The organism is Granulosicoccus sp. 3-233 (assembly GCF_052681095.1).
On the sequence record NZ_JBQYLE010000009.1, the window covers coordinates 158000 to 174012 of the forward strand.

The 16013-nt window shown below is 55.5% G+C and carries 14 protein-coding genes; 8 read left to right on the plus strand and 6 right to left on the minus strand.

Annotated features, from left to right (window positions below; genetic code table 11):
* Positions 1–108: 108 nt before the first annotated feature.
* The 6 genes from ACUNV4_RS21690 to ACUNV4_RS21715 all read left to right on the plus strand — a co-directional run bounded on the left by ACUNV4_RS21690 (position 109) and on the right by ACUNV4_RS21715 (position 6315).
* Positions 109–1338 (plus strand): ABC transporter substrate-binding protein, encoded by a 1230-nt coding sequence (locus ACUNV4_RS21690; RefSeq protein ID WP_430880716.1) that lies wholly within the window; start codon positions 109–111, stop codon positions 1336–1338.
* Positions 1339–1416: 78 nt separating this feature from the next.
* Positions 1417–2310, plus strand: a complete 894-nt coding sequence (locus ACUNV4_RS21695; protein WP_430880717.1) for a carbohydrate ABC transporter permease — start codon at positions 1417–1419, stop codon at positions 2308–2310.
* Complete coding sequence (locus ACUNV4_RS21700) at positions 2303–3223, plus strand: carbohydrate ABC transporter permease (RefSeq protein ID WP_430880718.1); 921 nt, start codon at positions 2303–2305, stop codon at positions 3221–3223. Before ACUNV4_RS21695 ends, ACUNV4_RS21700 begins: the two co-directional genes overlap by 8 nt.
* Before the next feature lie 6 nt (positions 3224–3229).
* Positions 3230–4306: an ABC transporter ATP-binding protein gene (locus ACUNV4_RS21705; RefSeq protein ID WP_430880719.1), complete on the plus strand. Its 1077-nt coding sequence runs from the start codon at positions 3230–3232 to the stop codon at positions 4304–4306.
* 95 nt (positions 4307–4401) lie between these two features.
* Positions 4402–5145, plus strand: coding sequence for a sugar phosphate isomerase/epimerase family protein (locus ACUNV4_RS21710; RefSeq protein ID WP_430880720.1), 744 nt, complete (start codon positions 4402–4404; stop codon positions 5143–5145).
* A 30-nt stretch (positions 5146–5175) separates the two neighbouring features.
* The gene (locus ACUNV4_RS21715) at positions 5176–6315 is read left to right on the plus strand and encodes a Gfo/Idh/MocA family protein (protein ID WP_430880721.1); all 1140 of its coding nucleotides are present in this window, start codon (positions 5176–5178) and stop codon (positions 6313–6315) included.
* Positions 6316–6481: 166 nt separating this feature from the next.
* Here ACUNV4_RS21715 and ggt read toward each other — a convergent pair whose 3' ends face one another.
* From ggt to ACUNV4_RS21730, 3 genes are all read right to left on the minus strand, one after another.
* On the minus strand, positions 6482–8182 hold the full coding sequence (gene ggt, locus ACUNV4_RS21720) for a gamma-glutamyltransferase (protein ID WP_430880722.1): 1701 nt from the start codon (positions 8180–8182) through the stop codon (positions 6482–6484).
* Between the two features lie 192 nt (positions 8183–8374).
* Positions 8375–9577, minus strand: a complete 1203-nt coding sequence (locus tag ACUNV4_RS21725) for a ribonuclease T2 family protein (RefSeq protein ID WP_430880723.1) — start codon at positions 9575–9577, stop codon at positions 8375–8377.
* A 141-nt stretch (positions 9578–9718) separates the two neighbouring features.
* Positions 9719–10168, minus strand: a complete 450-nt coding sequence (locus tag ACUNV4_RS21730; protein ID WP_430880724.1) for an RrF2 family transcriptional regulator — start codon at positions 10166–10168, stop codon at positions 9719–9721.
* Between the two features lie 124 nt (positions 10169–10292).
* Here ACUNV4_RS21730 and hmpA point away from each other — a divergent pair, with 124 nt between their 5' ends.
* Entirely contained in the window at positions 10293–11474 is a 1182-nt protein-coding gene (hmpA, locus tag ACUNV4_RS21735; protein WP_430880725.1) for an NO-inducible flavohemoprotein, read from the plus strand.
* Between the two features lie 112 nt (positions 11475–11586).
* Here the strand turns inward: hmpA and ACUNV4_RS21740 are convergent, their stop codons facing one another.
* From ACUNV4_RS21740 to ACUNV4_RS21750, 3 genes are all read right to left on the minus strand, one after another.
* Positions 11587–12018 (minus strand): organic hydroperoxide resistance protein, encoded by a 432-nt coding sequence (locus tag ACUNV4_RS21740; RefSeq protein WP_430880726.1) that lies wholly within the window; start codon positions 12016–12018, stop codon positions 11587–11589.
* Positions 12019–12200: 182 nt separating this feature from the next.
* Complete coding sequence (locus ACUNV4_RS21745) at positions 12201–12524, minus strand: Dabb family protein (protein ID WP_430880727.1); 324 nt, start codon at positions 12522–12524, stop codon at positions 12201–12203.
* Positions 12525–12581: 57 nt separating this feature from the next.
* Positions 12582–13034: an Lrp/AsnC family transcriptional regulator gene (locus ACUNV4_RS21750; RefSeq protein WP_430880728.1), complete on the minus strand. Its 453-nt coding sequence runs from the start codon at positions 13032–13034 to the stop codon at positions 12582–12584.
* A 158-nt stretch (positions 13035–13192) separates the two neighbouring features.
* Between ACUNV4_RS21750 and mdeB the strand changes: the two genes are divergently transcribed.
* Positions 13193–15874 carry an alpha-ketoglutarate dehydrogenase gene (gene mdeB / locus ACUNV4_RS21755; protein ID WP_430880729.1) on the plus strand — a complete coding sequence of 894 codons (2682 nt, stop codon included), beginning with the start codon at positions 13193–13195 and terminating at the stop codon, positions 15872–15874.
* Positions 15875–16013 lie beyond the last annotated feature (139 nt).

Genomic DNA, 16013 nt, shown 5'->3' on the forward strand with positions numbered 1-16013 from the left:
ATGAAATTTACGGTTCTGATGTGATGATAATACTTGATTTTGCATTCTGAATCGTTATAGGATTTTACTATAACGATTTAGGTCACCACGCTGAAATTGGAAATCACCATGCAAACCACTTGTAAAGCACTGCTCGCTTCCACCCTGATCGGTACCGCTAGCGTCAATGCAGCCGAACTGGAAGTCACTCATTGGTGGACATCCGGCGGAGAAGCCGCTGCGGTAGCCGAGCTGGCCAAGGCCTTCAACGCCACCGGCAATACCTGGGTAGACGGCGCCATTGCAGGCTCCGGCAGTACGGCAAGACCCATCATGATCAGCCGCATCACAGGCGGCGACCCCATGGCAGCAACACAATTCAATCATGGCAGACAGGCAGAAGAACTGGTGGAGGCCGGGCTGATGCGTGACCTGACCGATATTGCCGAAGCCGAAGGCTGGAAAGATGTGGTGCATCCGATATCACTGCTGGATGCCTGCACCATAGACGGACGCATTTTCTGCGCACCGGTCAATATACACTCCTGGCAATGGCTATGGCTCTCCCACAAGGCCTTCGAGGATGCCGGCATTCCGGTCCCCGGCAGTTGGGATGAGTACGTCAAGGCTGCACCGGCACTGGAGGCAGCCGGCAAGATTCCACTCGCCATGGGGCAGCAATCCTGGCAAAGCACCGGGGCATTCTCCGTACTGATGGTGGCCATTGCGGGCAAGGAGATCTACGAACAGGTCTATGCCGATCACAATGCAGAGGTCGCAGCCGGCCCGGATATCACCCGCGTATTCGAGGCGGCGGACGATGCACGCAACATGTCGAAAGACACAAAGGTACAAGACTGGAACCAGGCGACCAATATGGTCATCACCGGTGAGGCAGGCGGCCAGATCATGGGCGACTGGGCTCAGGGGGAGTTCCAGATTGCCGGACAGGTAGCCGGAGAAGACTACACCTGCCTGCCTGGACTGGGCGTCAACGAGGTCATCTCGACATCCGGCGATGCCTTCTACTTCCCGGTCATGGACAACGAGGAGCAATCCGAGGCTCAAGGCGTACTGGCCGCCACGATGCTCAAGCCCGACACCCAGGTGGCATTCAATCTGAAGAAGGGTTCATTACCGGTGCGCAGTGACGTCAATCAGGAAGCAGCCAATGACTGCATGCGCAAGGGTCTCGAGATACTGGCAGCGGGAAACACCATCCCCGACACCAATCAACTGGTAAGCCCGGATACCAACAGCCAGATAGAAGAACTGTTCTCGGAATTCTTCAATGATCGCAGCATCACCGTGGAGGATGCGCAGAGCCGTTTCGCCGACATCATCGCCGACGCTGACTGAGTACGCCAGTCTCTGATGCAGGCAGGGAGGCCGCCAGTGGCCTGCCTGCCATGACTCCCATTCCGGAACTCTGAGACCATGGCTGGAAACACCCGCCCCAAGAGACTGTTCAGGAATCTCGCAGCCAAGATCGCGGCCATCCCGATGGTTCTGACGGCCATGGTTGTATTTCTGGGTTGTTCAGTCTGGACAATAGTCTACTCATTCACCAATTCCAGACTGCTGCCAAGGACGCGCTGGGTCGGACTCGATCAGTATGAGCGGTTATGGGAAAGTCGGCGTTGGCTGGTATCCATCGAGAATCTCGCCATCTACGGTATTCTGGCATTGATACTGTCACTGCTGATCGGGTTTGTTCTGGCCACCTTGCTGGATCAGAAAATACGCTTCGAAAACACCTTCCGCTCCATACTGCTGTACCCGTTTGCACTCAGCTTCATCGTGACGGGTCTGGTCTGGCAGTGGATTCTCAATCCTGAATTCGGCGTACAGAACATCGTGCGAGCCCTGGGGTTCGAGAACTTCGTCTTCGACCCCTTGTACAACGCCGACATTGTCATCTATGGCGTCCTGATTGCCGGTCTCTGGCAAGGTACCGGACTGGTCATGTGTCTCATGCTTGCCGGCCTGCGCAGCATTGATGAAGACATATGGAAAGCTGCACGTGTCGATGGTATCCCCACCTGGAAGACCTATGTCTTCATCGTGGTCCCCATGATGCGTCCGGTGTTCATAACAACCCTGGTCATCATCACTTCGGGCATCATCAAACTCTACGACCTGATCGTGGCCCAAACCGGTGGAGGACCCGGATTGGCCTCGGAGGTACCGGCCAAGTACGTCTACGACATGATGTTTCTCAATCAGAATCTGGGCCAGGGCTTCGCAGCCTCGACGATGATGTTGCTGGCTGTCGTTGTCATCATCATCCCATGGGCCTATCTGGAATTCGGGGGCAAGAAACATGTCTGACCTGACTGCGAGCGACCGGTACGCTGAAGGCAGCCCGGAACCCGATGGACCCAGGCCGCGTCACCGATTCTCCAGACGCAACATCATGATCTACGGTACATTGATCATCATCTCCCTGTATTACCTGTTGCCGCTGTACGTCATGATCGTGACATCGCTCAAGGGCATGCCGGAGATTCGTCTCGGCAACATCTTTTCAGCACCGATCGATATCACCTTCGAACCTTGGGCCAAGGCCTGGTCAAGCGCCTGCACCGGCCTGAATTGTGACGGCCTGTCGCGTGGTTTCTGGAACTCCGTTCAGATACTGGTTCCCTCCACACTGCTGTCCATTGCCATCGCGTCGATCAATGGCTATGCGCTGGCCAACTGGCGTTTTCGCGGAGCCGATCTGTTCTTCACCATTCTGATCATCGGCGCGTTCATTCCCTATCAGGTGATGATCTATCCCATCGTGATTCTGCTGCGGGAGATGGGCTTGTATGGCTCGCTGACCGGTCTGGTACTTGTCCATACCGTCTTCGGCATGCCGATCCTCACGCTGCTGTTCCGCAACTACTTCACCTCCGTCCCCATCGAGCTGTTCAAGGCTGCAAGAGTGGACGGCGCCGGCTTCTGGAGAATCTATTTCCAGATCATGCTGCCGATGTCACTGCCCATCTTTGTCGTTGCCATGATTCTGCAAGTGACCGGCATCTGGAACGATTTCCTGTTCGGTGTCATCTACACACGACCCGAAAACTATCCCATGACCGTACAACTCAACAACATCGTCAATTCGGTTCAGGGCGTCAAGGAGTACAACGTCAACATGGCGGCCACACTGCTTACCGGAGCCGTGCCGCTGCTGGTCTATTTCCTGTCCGGAAAACTGTTCGTACGCGGCATTGCCGCCGGCGCTGTCAAAGGTTGACCCATCATGAATTCCGTTGAAATCAGGAACCTCGACCTGCAATTTGCATCGGTCAAGGTACTCCAGAATCTGAACCTGACCATCGGCAAGGGCGAATTTCTCGTTCTGCTCGGTTCATCAGGCTGTGGAAAATCCACACTGTTGAATTGCATTGCCGGTCTGCTGGAACCCAGCTCCGGGCAGATACACATCAATGGCAGGAATGTCACCTGGGATGAGCCATCAGACAGAGGTATCGGCATGGTGTTCCAGTCCTATGCCCTGTACCCGCAGATGAGCGTGGAAGGCAATCTGACCTTCGGCCTGCGCAATGCCCGAGTGCCGAAGGATGAGATCTCACGACGTGTCCGGCACGCCGCGCAGGTTCTCCAGATCGAGCCGCTGCTGAAACGAAAACCCGCGGCACTTTCCGGCGGACAACGCCAGCGGGTTGCCATAGGCCGCGCACTGGTTCGGGACGTCGACGTTTTCCTGTTCGATGAACCACTGTCGAACCTTGACGCCAAGTTGCGCGCAGACCTTCGTGTGGAAATCAAGAGACTGCATCAGCAACTGGAAAACACGATGATCTATGTGACACATGACCAGATCGAAGCCATGACACTGGCAGATCGAATCGCCATTCTCAGGAATGGACAGATCATGCAACTGGGCACACCCGACGAGATCTACAACCGCCCGACGAACAAGTACGTTGCGGACTTCATCGGCTCACCTTCCATGAATTTCCTCGATGGTGAAGTACTGGGAGGTTCATTCCTGCGTGGCGACCTGGAGTTACCCTTGTCAGGCTACCGTTTTGCCAGTGATTCATCTGGTGATTGCAGCGCCACCATCGGTATTCGCCCTGAGCATGTCGTCACCGGAGAACTGGTGGACAGCATGCCCGTCAGAACCGAAGTCGTGGTGGACATGGTGGAACCGATGGGTTCGGATACGCTGGTATACACCAGTCTGGAAGACACCCCCTTTCACATTCGCATGGACGGGCAGGCCCGAGTCAGACAGAACGATCGGCTTGTCATCGGTATCGATCCGGCCCGTACATCGCTGTTCGACATCACCACGGAAAATCGTCTCTGATAGCGTCTGCCCCTCAGTGGCATCCGTTACCGAATCCAGAGCGCAGCCGTGCAGAGATTTCATGCTCCGTTTCACCTTCCTACCAGGCCATTTCAATGATTCCAGTTTCCTACCAGATGTATTCGTCACGACATTTTGACCTGGACGATACGCTTGCCATGCTTGCCCGTCTGGGCATCAGCGCCATAGAGGGACATGCCCCCCTGTATGAAGACCTGCAAGCCACCCGACGTCGACTGGATACCCATGGTCTGTCCATGCCGACGGGACATTTTTCCATCGAGCTGGTCGAGAGCGACCCGGCACGCTGCCTGGAGATTGCCCGTGCACTACAGGTCAGGCACGTCTTCGTGCCATTCCTCCTGCCGGATCAGCGACCTTCCGACGCTGAGGGCTGGCAGGCACTGGGAAGACGCTTGACGGAAATGTCCAAACCGATTCTGGATGCCGGCCTGTATTTCGGCTGGCACAATCATGATTTCGAATTCATGCCCTGCGCCGACGGCAGCTTGCCGATCCAGCATCTGACAGAATCATGTCCTGCACTCGGGCTGGAACTGGATCTTGCCTGGGTGCACGTGGCCGGACAGGACCCGGTGGAATGGATCGAGACCTTCGCCGACAGGATACAAACCGTGCACGTCAAGGACCGGGCGGCAGACGGAGAAAACACGGACGAAGACGGCTGGGCCGACGTCGGCTACGGCGTGATGGACTGGGAGGCCATTGCAGCCGCACTGAAATCCGCCAAGGTGCCACTCTACATCATGGAACATGACAACCCTCGAGACCCGGAGCGATTCGCTCGCCGCTCTCTGGCCACTGTCAAGAACTTCTGATTCAGCACCATTCAAGGGAGAACCGTCCTGATGGACAAGCTCAATGTCGGCATTATCGGCTGCGGAAACATTTCCTCTACCTACCTGTCTCTCGCCCCGCTGTTCCGCACCATCGACGTCAAGGCCGTAGCTGATATCGATGCGGCAGTGGCGCAAGAACGGGCAAACGAGTATGGCGTACGCGCACAGGGGGTTGATGAATTGATAGCCGCCGACGATGTCGATATCATCGTCAACCTCACTGTGCCAGCCGCTCACCATGCAATCACTCGACGCATACTCGAAGGTGGCAAGCACGCCTACTCGGAGAAGCCTCTGGTACTGTCACTCGAAGACGGCAGGCAGCTGCAGGATCTGGCACAAGCCAAGGGATTGCGCATCGGTTCAGCGCCTGACACTTTTCTCGGTGGAGCTCACCAGGCGGCACGATCCGCAGTCGACAGTGGACGAATCGGCAACATCACAGGCGCCACCTGCCATTTCATGAATGCAGGCATGGAAAACTGGCACCCGAACCCCGATTTCTTCTTTCTTCCCGGTGGTGGACCGGTTCTCGACATGGGGCCTTACTACATGACCAATCTGGTCCAGTTCATGGGGCCCGTTCGTGCCGTATCCGCCATGGCGTCCACCGGCTCCCCCACTCGAACCATCGGCAATGGTCCACGCGAGGGAGAATCGATCAACGTCAGTACGCCAACCAATTACCAGGCACTGCTGGAGTTTCACGGCGGTGCGATTGTAACTCTGGGTTCAAGCTGGGATGTCCGGGCACATCGTCACGCCAATATGGAACTCTACGGAACGACGGGAACCCTGTTTGTCCCGGATCCGAACTTCTTCGGCGGTACTGTCGAACTGGCCAATGGCAACGGTGACGTCGAAGTACTGAGCAACGACGGCCACCCTTTCGCGGTACCCAATACGGAAGATTCGCAGGAGATCCCTCGAGCAAACTACCGGTGCGCCGGTCTTGCCGATATGGCCGACTCGATCATCAGGCAGAAGCCACATCGCTGCAACCTGGAACTGGCCTTGCACGTGGTCGACATCCTGACTTCCATTCAGACGTCGGCAGAGTCTCGACAATGGGTGGAGATTTCCACTACCTGCGAACGACCTGAAGCCTGCACCAGTGAACAGGCTCAGGCACTCTTGACAACGAACTGATACCAACCTCTTTCGACTTGCCATATCGGCCGATGAAAGACTCTACCGTGTCGTCAGGCCTGCCCGTCGCGGTAGTCATCAGGTATTCGGAAACACCCAGCCGACCGAATGCCTGATTGAAGGCGGAACAGCACACCTGGTGCAACTGGACCAGGTGTGCGTCTGATCAGTATCCGAGTGTTGCCGCACCTGCTCTTCGGGTATCCGAATAACCGAAGAGCAGACCGTTCTCGGCATCAACCTGGATCGACTGGGTAGACCCCATGACATCCTTCTCGACGACATGATGGCCCCTGGCTTCCAGCAGGGAAATCGTGTCTCGACTGATGCCTTCCTCGACACGCAATTCCTCGGGAAGCCATTGATGATGTATGCGAGGGGCCACGGTTGCTTCTGCGATATTCATTCCGTGGTCAATCATGTTGCTGATCAATTGCAAGGTGGTCGTGATGATTCTCGCACCACCGGGACTGCCCGTGACCAGATAGACGTTACCGTCCTTGAGAACAATGGTAGGACTCATCGAGGACAGTGGCCGCTTGCCTGCTTCAACGGCATTGGCATCACCACCTATCAGACCATATCCATTGGGCACGCCCGGCTTGGCGGAAAAGTCATCCATTTCGTTGTTCATCAGCACGCCAGTGCCGTTTGCAACCATTCCGGAACCGTAGGAGAAATTGATGGTATACGTGTTGGAAACGGCATTGCCATCCTTGTCCACGATCGAGAAATGTGTGGTCTCATTGCTTTCATAGGGCGTCAGATCTGCTGGTGCAATGGATGCCGACGGCGTGGCCACATTGAGACTGATGTCCTTTCGAGTTTCTGCCGCATAGTCCTTTGACGTCAGTTCGGCCACCGGCACATCGACAAAGGCAGGATCTCCCAGATACTCGGACCGATCCGCATAGGCACGCTTCATCGCTTCTGCCATCAGATGTATGGTTTCTGCCGAGTTATGACCCAGGTAGCCCAAGGGGTAGCCTTCCAGCGTATTCAGAATCTGGATGATATGAGTGCCACCGGAACTGGGAGGTGGCATCGATACGATTTCATACCCCCGATAGTCACCGGTCACCGGTTCTCTGATTTCGACCCTGTAATTCGCCAGATCTTCGACTGTCATGCCACCACCGGCTTTCTGAACTGCACTGGCAATCTTCTCCGCAGTGTCGCCCTTGTAGAATCCATCGGGGCCGGATTCGGCAATGCGTTTGAGGGTGGCAGCCAGGTCCGGTTGTTTCAGAGTTTCACCCGGCTCATAGAAACTGCCATCTTCCTTGTAGAAAATGGCTGCCGAGGAATCCCAAGACTTCAACCTCTTTTCCAGCCCTTTGAGGCTGTCAGCCAGATCCGCAGTAACCTTGATGCCTTCCTCTGCCAGTCTGATGGCCGGCTGGATGACCTCGGCAAGACTCATGCTGCCATAGGCGTCCAATGCAGCCTGCATACCAGCGACCGTTCCTGGCACGCCTACAGCAAGCCCATGAAAGCGTGACAAATTGGAAACAGCGTCACCATTTTCATCCAGATACATGTCGCGAGTCGCACTGGATGGTGCCATTTCCCGATAGTCGATGGCTTTTGTCTCACCCGTCTCGGCATCATGAACCATCATGAAGCCTCCTCCACCCAGATTTCCCGCCCTGGGCAAGGTGACTGCCAATGCAAACGCCACTGCCACGCTCGCATCAACCGCATTGCCGCCCTCAGCCAGTATATCCAGACCTATTCGGGCCGCTACCTGCTCCTGAACCGAGACCATCGCCTGCCTGGCCCATACCGGGTGGATGCGATCTGCACCACTGTAAATGGCAGCTTCCTGGGCGAGAGTCACTTGTGAAGAAAACAAAGTTGCTGCCACACAGGCAGCCATTCCTAATCGTTGAATCAAGCCATCACCTTCAAATGTATTTGTCAATGTCGGGAAACGAATTTCCATGTGCATCACGCACGAACGCCTTGCAGTATAGGAGCTGTCGCGACCCTTTTGCCAGTAGGAGTTTATAACAGCCAGGACAGTTTCAGCCGTCTGTCCTGGCTGTTCATCGAAACGTTACTGCAAACCACTGGCATCAATGACACCTGCAGGACAACCTGGCGTCGTCAGATCCCCGGCCAGGATCAGATCGGCCACAGTACGATCAGGCTGAATGCGTCCTCTCAGGTTTATCGTGATCTCTTGCAGAAGCACACGTGACTGATCGCCCGTACAGTGGAATTGCACTCTATCACCAGCACCGCGACCAAACGCTTCATCGAATTTCTGCCGAATCTCCGCCGTATTCACGGATGTGCCGACATGCTCGGCCAGATAGCTGGCAACCACGGAATCGTTGATGACCTGAGTCAGTTGCAATGTATCGGCGAAGTACTCCTCTGCTCCTCCCCTACCGCGATGACAGGTTCCGTGCTTGATCCATTCATGGCGTTCAAGATGACTCGCCGTACCGGGCATGGCGATGCGTAGCCGCTCACGAGTCTCGGCACTCAGCATCGGATCCGGCAACAATTGCCACTGCCCATCCAGATCAATGGACTTGACGGAGTCGGCTACATCACAGTAGACATTGCCACGAGGTTGAGCCCAGAGGCCATGAATGGAAAGTTGCTGCTCCGTGATGGGAAGATTGCCATTATTCAGTTCAATGCATTCGGCCTTGTTGGGTCTTTTTTCGCAAAAGGCCGGTTGCCAACTCAATGCGAGGAGATTATCCCTTGATTCATCCGAGCCGTCATTGACGTCATCGCCATCGCCATCGCCATTATCTCCATCTCCATCTCCATCTCCATCTCCATCTCCATCTCCATCTCCATCTCCATCTCCATCTCCATCTCCATCTCCATCGCCATCGCCATCGCCATCGCCATCTCCATCTCCATCTCCATCTCCATCTCCACCTCCATCTCCACCTCCATCTCCATCTCCATCTCCATCTCCATCTCCATCGGTCAGTATCGTTTCCGTCCCGGCATCCACCACATGCATACCGCAGCTCACATGCACCCAACGATCTGCAGTAATCGGGGCATCCGGATCGATGATCTGAAAGTAGTCTCCGACCGGCTGATTCATGCCACGCAATTCGTAGGCGCGCATGGGCTCCGTGAAGCGATCTCCCGGGTTGCTCATGGAGTTCTTCGATTGATAGGCTTCGCAACGATCAATCGCAATGAAATAGCCGTTCAATGGTACAAAGGCTTGCGCGGAAAAGTATAGTGAGGTCAGCAGCAGGGGCAGGATCATTGATGGTTTCATGATGCACTCTCCGCTATCGGGTCAGCCTTGATGGTATGCCCTGATATCAGATGGGGGCAACGCAACAAAAGTCTTGCTCCGATCCCCTCGATAGAACTGAAAGGGGTCACCTCATCGGCTGGCTGGAACCGGATTACCTGCTCACGACCTCTTCGGTGTCGGGTCTCGGAACTCCAGCGGAAACATGCGCTGTGGTCCTATTGCAATATCAGCCAGTGAATACCGATCGAGAGTCTCGAGAAAGGCGTTGGTAGCTTCCAGCAAGGGCCCCGGCAAGGTACAGACCGGCGTAATGGGACAGAGATTTCCGGGTCTCTGGCATTCCACCAGGCCAAAATCCGGCTCCATCATGCGAACGATTTCACCCAGTGAAATCTGCTCCGCCGGCTTGCCCAGATACAGGCCGCCTGCCCGACCTCGCTTCGCCAGCAGCAGTCCGGCACGTGTCAAGGTGTTGACCACTTTCATGGTGGTACTGCGCGAGATGCCGTAGAACTCGACGACCTGGTCGATACGAAACAACGCTCCGTCTTTCTCCGCTGCAAACAACAGCACTCGAAACGCAATGTCACACGTGTCTGTCAGTCGCATGAATCCTCTCCGGCGCTATTGCTGACTCAAGGGCATGAGTCTAACTCATAAGAGTCATTTGACATGCATCTATCAATTCACCAAAATACATTCATCTAATATGCATCTTTAAGAGATTTCTACCATGCAACCCTTGTCTGAAAACACGATGAACGTCGTCAGCGCCACCGTCCCGGTCCTGGAAATCCACGGCGAAGCCATTGTTGCCCGGATGTACGAACGCTTGTTGCAGGATGCCGGAATACGCAGCTTTTTCAATCTGTCACATCAGAGCGGCAGTGCTCCCCAACACAAGGCATTGACTCACGCAATACTTGCCTATGCCCGGAACATACGCGAACCGCAGGTACTGACTGCAGCCATCGAGCGAATCGCACAGAAGCACGTGGCACTGAAGATCGAAGCGGCTCACTATGAAGCGGTAGGCAACTCCCTGCTGGCAGCCATCAGCGATGTGCTGGGTGAGGCTGCTAGCAGCGAGGTACTGAACGCTTGGGGTGAAGCCTACTGGTTTCTCGCTGGTGTTCTCATTGAACGCGAACAGTCAGTGTATGACGAACAGGCGAATCTACCGGGTGGTTGGTCAGGCTGGCGTGACTTTCTCATCACGGAAAAACGCGCGGAAACCAGCGAGATCACCTCCTTTACCCTGAGTCCGGTTGACGGTGCACCAGTACCGGCGCACAGGCCGGGACAGTACCTGACGCTGTTGCTGTGTATCGATGATGCAGCCAGTATCAGACGCACCTACTCCATTTCTTCAGCGCCCAATGGCCGCGATTTCAGAATCACCGTCAAACGTGAAGCTCAGGGAAAAGCGTCGACCTGGCTCCATGATGTTGCCGATACCGGCACGATCCTGTCGGTCGGTGCTCCGGCCGGTGACTTCTTTCTGGACCCAGAGAACACCTCAGAGGTAGTCTTGCTCTCCGGTGGTGTCGGCCTGACCCCCATGATTTCCATGCTTGAGGCCAATGCCAACAGGGCCTTGCCGATCACTTATGTTCACGCCGCCCGCAGCCGCTCACATCACGCCATGCAGGAGCTTCCTGCGCAACTGGCCACTCGATCAGTCGTATTCTACGAAGAAATCGATGATACAGAGGCTGTCGATGACAACACGGTGGTTCACGGCAGACTGGATGCGCAATGGCTTGCCGATAACACCCATATCCAGTCATCGGACTATTACATCTGCGGCCCGACAGGCTTCATGCAGGCAACAATCAACGGCCTGCGATCCATCGGTGTCCGCGATGAACGTCTGCACTATGAATTCTTCGGTCCGGCTTCCGAGGCCTTGTAATGGGTTCGTTCCGGACGATTGCCGGAACCGGCCTGCCCGTCACTCAGGCAGGCAGGCCGAAAAGATCCGCGAACCCAGCATTGTTCGTTCGCCGGGGAAATCTCCTGAACCCTCAGGCGACCGAGAGCTTCACATCGATGTTATTGCGCGTGGCGTTGGAATACGGGCAGACCTCATGCGCACGCTCTACCAGCTTCTCGGCTTCCTGCTTGTCTACTCCCGGCAATGACACCTCGAGCGCAATTTCGAGACCAAAACCACCTTCGGAACGCGGACCGATGCCAACCGTGGAACGGACTGTCGTATCCTCTGGAACCGATGCAAAACCGGATTCATTGCCGGCAACGAACTTCATGGCGCCCAGAAAACAGGCAGCGTAGCCAGTAGCGAACAACTGTTCGGGATTGTTGCCTTCACCACCACTACCCCCCAACTCCTTCGGCGTGGTCAGACTGACACTCAAGGCACCATCCAGAGTTCCGGATTTGCCATCACGCCCACCGGTGGCCTCTGCGCTGGTTGTATAAAGAACATCGACACTCATTGCAATTCTCCTCGATTGAAGTTCGACCGAACGGCGGCTGCAAGCACGGTGTTTGCAACCGGGATGACTCGGCATATAGCTAGTGCACTAATCAAAAGCATACTATAACCATGAAGGAAATTTGCCCGCTTGCCATTCTTGCCTGGCAATCAGCCGCCGGTAGCACGATGACCCTGAAGCAATCAGACGCCATCAGCAATATCCATGTCGAACACCAGAATCCCGGCGGTTCCCCCTTCGGCTGATTGCACCAGCTGTGCGCCAATTGCCTGGTGTTCTTCATCGGCAAGATAGGCATCTCGATCTTCAGCAGTATCGAAATCGATCATGAAGCCATCCGCAAAGCCATGATCCATACCGGTCTCCGGACTGACGTTGATGCCGGCATGAAATGCCGAGATTCCGTTGAGTCGTGACTGCAATGCGGCCAGCTGACTGAAGAGTGCCTGTCGGTGTTCGACGCTTGCCTCTTCGTTGAATCGAATGAATACGCAGTGTCTGATCATGAAGTAGTCGCCTGTGCAATGGGTCTGGATTGATCGTGAGTCGTTAGTGACCTATGGCTAGAACAATCGTGCCATCTGCCCCTTCACCTGCCGAATGGGTATTGACGATTCGATATTGGCAACCCCATTCACCTTGGTCAGTCTGCCGGTGAGAAAGCGTTCGAATTCATGCAGATCCACGACCGCAACACGAAGCAGATAGTCTCGGTTCCCGGTCATCAACCAGCAATCCATGACCTCCGGAAGCAGCTTGATCTCGTTTTCGAAATTCATGAGCCGGTCATCGATCTGGCGATCCAGTTGCACCGACACGAAGACCGTGAAGGCAAAACCGAGCTTCGATTCATCGATATTCGCACTGTATCCCTTGATGATGCCGAGCTTTTCCAGATTGCGAACCCGTCGTGCGCAAGGTGTCGGTGAAAGCCCGACACGCTCGCTGAGTTCCTGATTGGTCAAACGGGCATTGTGCTGCAGCTCTGCCAGGATGCGGTTATCGATTTTGTCCAACGAGATTTCCATAACGTCTACTGGTGCTTTTCATCAAGAACAACGTGAATACTAGCTGAAACAACCAGAACAAGCTGAATTCATGCGTGAAATTGACGATCTCAGCTGCCGATTCATGGATACCATATACCCATTGAACCTGCATGGAATCGATAGCGATGAACGATGATCAGTCTGGTAGCCCCCAGGATCCAGACCCGATCGAAACCTCTGAATGGCTGGAATCACTGGAATCCCTGACGGCAACACAAGGCACCGGACGTGCGCGATACGTGCTATCGCAAGTGCAGGAACGGGCACGTTTGCTGGGAGTCACTGTTCAGGGATTGCCGTATTCCGCCTATCGCAATACGATTCCTCTGTCCGACCAACCCCCTTACCCAGGGGACCTGGACATGGAAAAGCGCATCAACACCCTGATACGCTGGAATGCACTGGCCATGGTCGTCCGAGCTAACAAAGCGTACGGCGAACTGGGCGGCCACATCGCTTCGTATGCCTCGGCAGCGGAGATCTTCGAGGTGGGGTTCAATCATTTTTTCAGGGCCAGTGGCGAACACGCCGCTGGCGACCTGGTCTACTTTCAACCGCACTCGGCACCCGGGATCTACGCGCGATCCTTTCTGGAGGGACGGCTCGCCGAGTCGGATCTGGCAAGCTACCGACAGGAAGTAGCGGGTGGAGGATTGTGCTCGTACCCTCATCCATGGTTGATGAAGAACTACTGGCAGCTGCCCACAGGATCCATGGGAATCGGACCCTTGTCAGCGGTGTATCAGGCTCGCTTCATGCGCTACTTGCAGGCGCGCAAGCTGGCCGACACAAGTCAGCGGCATGTCTGGGGCGTATTCGGCGACGGGGAGATGGATGAACCGGAGTCTGTTGCAGGACTGACCCTGGCGGCTCGCGAGAAGCTCGACAATCTGACCTTTATCGTCAATTGCAATCTGCAACGCCTTGATGGCCCGGTACGAGGCAATGGGCAGATCATCCAGGAACTCGAATCACTGTTCATTGGCGCTGGCTGGAACGTCATCAAGGTGTTATGGGGATCGGAATGGGATGATCTCTTCGCGCGGGACGACACCCATGTACTGTTGCGCCGGTTCGCCGAGACCGTGGATGGTCAGTATCAGAACCTTGGTTCACGCGATGGAGACTACAACCGGCAGAAGTTCTTCGATACCGATCCGCAGCTTTCCGCTCTCGTCAGTCATCTGTCGGATGAAGAGATTCATCAGCTCAAACGAGGCGGCCACGACTATCGCAAGCTGCATGCAGCCTTTGCCGCAGCCAGAGCTCATCGAGGCCAGCCGACCGTCATTCTGACCAAAACCAAGAAAGGCTATGGCATGGGAGGTGCCGGTGAGAGTCGCATGACCGCCCACCAGGCGAAGAAGCTGGACGTCGATGCACTCTTGCAATTTCGTGATCGTTTCGAATTACCTCTCAGCGATGAACAGGTGGCGGCTCTGCAGTTCTACAAACCGGCTGACGATAGTCCGGAAATCCGCTACCTGAAAGCACGACGCGCCGAACTCGGCGGCTATCTGCCTTCACGCTCCCTGAATGCCAGCACGTCCATTCCCCCTCGGCCGGATATGGCTACCTATGCCGGCTTTGCCCTGAACGCCGAAGGCAAGGTCATGTCCACCACCATGGCGGCGGTACGCATTCTCTCCGGGCTCTTGAGAGACAAGAACTTCGGATCGCGGCTGGTACCGATCGTGGCAGACGAGGCAAGAACCTTCGGCATGAACAACCTGTTTCGCCAGGTCGGCATCTACTCGCCGGAAGGTCAACTGTACGAGCCCGAGGACTCGGGATCGATGCTGTATTACAAGGAGAGTCGCGACGGTCAGTTGCTTGAAGAAGGCATTACCGAAGCGGGAGCCATCAGCTCATGGACCGCTGCGGCCACGGCGTATTCTGCGCACGATGTCGAATTGTTACCGGTTTACATCTACTACTCCATGTTCGGTTTCCAGCGCGTCGGCGACCTGATCTGGGCTGCGGCCGATCAGCGCGCGCGAGGCTTTCTACTCGGAGCAACGGCTGGCAGAACAACGTTATCAGGCGAAGGCTTGCAGCATCAGGATGGTTCCAGTCACACCATCGCAGCGACCATACCGAATTGCAGAGCCTATGATCCGGCGTTGGCGCACGAGGTGGCCGTCATCATGGAATACGGCATGCAGAGAATGCTGGACGAACGATGCGACGAGTTCTTCTATCTCACCGTGATGAACGAGAACTACGCACAGCGATCCCTGCCGGAGGACTCGACCGCCAATATCGTGAAAGGTCTCTACCATCTGCAACGGCATACCGACTCCAATGATCGGGCGCCCATGCTCAGACTGCTGGGTTCCGGAACCATTCTGCTGGAGGTCATTGCTGCAGCGGAAATTCTGCTGCAGGAGTATGGCATTACAAGCGATGTTTTCAGCGCAACCAGCTACACCGAACTGGCCAGAGATGCGGCCAGCGTCGAGCGTGGTAATCGTCTGGGCATCCACTCACCACGGCGGAACAGTCATGTGGAAACGCAGCTGCCTGGCGAGGATCCCGTCATAGCCGCCAGCGATTACGTGCGTGCCTTTCCCCAACAGATAGCACCTTATCTGCAGGCACGCATGACCGTTCTGGGTACCGATGGCTTCGGGCGTTCCGCCAATCGACAAGCACTGCGCCGCTTCTTCGAAGTCGACCGACAACACATTACCCTGGCTGGCATCGAAGCACTGGTTCGCCAGGGAAAGGTGAAGTCCGAATTGATTCAACAGGCAATTGCCGACATGAATCTGGATCCCTCAGTCATCCCGCCTTGGTCTGTCTGAGCCTGCACTTCACAGTGGATGAGCGCAGAGCCGACAACACATCAAGGCATCAAGGCATCAAAGCATCAAAGCATCAAAGCATCAAAGCATCAAAGCATCAAAGCATCAAAGCATCAAAGCATCAAAGCATCAAAGCATC

Bases quoted from the DNA above. Each gene is read 5' to 3' on its own strand.
- ACUNV4_RS21690 (WP_430880716.1), top strand. From the start codon at position 109: ATGCAAACCACTTGTAAAGCACTGCTCGCTTCCACCCTGATCGGTACC.
- ACUNV4_RS21695 (WP_430880717.1), top strand. From the start codon at position 1,417: ATGGCTGGAAACACCCGCCCCAAGAGACTGTTCAGGAATCTCGCAGCC.
- ACUNV4_RS21700 (WP_430880718.1), top strand. From the start codon at position 2,303: ATGTCTGACCTGACTGCGAGCGACCGGTACGCTGAAGGCAGCCCGGAA.
- ACUNV4_RS21705 (WP_430880719.1), top strand. From the start codon at position 3,230: ATGAATTCCGTTGAAATCAGGAACCTCGACCTGCAATTTGCATCGGTC.
- ACUNV4_RS21710 (WP_430880720.1), top strand. From the start codon at position 4,402: ATGATTCCAGTTTCCTACCAGATGTATTCGTCACGACATTTTGACCTG.
- ACUNV4_RS21715 (WP_430880721.1), top strand. From the start codon at position 5,176: ATGGACAAGCTCAATGTCGGCATTATCGGCTGCGGAAACATTTCCTCT.
- ACUNV4_RS21725 (WP_430880723.1), bottom strand. From the start codon at position 9,577: ATGAAACCATCAATGATCCTGCCCCTGCTGCTGACCTCACTATACTTT.
- ACUNV4_RS21730 (WP_430880724.1), bottom strand. From the start codon at position 10,168: ATGCGACTGACAGACACGTGTGACATTGCGTTTCGAGTGCTGTTGTTT.
- hmpA (WP_430880725.1), top strand. From the start codon at position 10,293: ATGCAACCCTTGTCTGAAAACACGATGAACGTCGTCAGCGCCACCGTC.
- ACUNV4_RS21740 (WP_430880726.1), bottom strand. From the start codon at position 12,018: ATGAGTGTCGATGTTCTTTATACAACCAGCGCAGAGGCCACCGGTGGG.
- ACUNV4_RS21745 (WP_430880727.1), bottom strand. From the start codon at position 12,524: ATGATCAGACACTGCGTATTCATTCGATTCAACGAAGAGGCAAGCGTC.
- mdeB (WP_430880729.1), top strand. From the start codon at position 13,193: ATGAACGATGATCAGTCTGGTAGCCCCCAGGATCCAGACCCGATCGAA.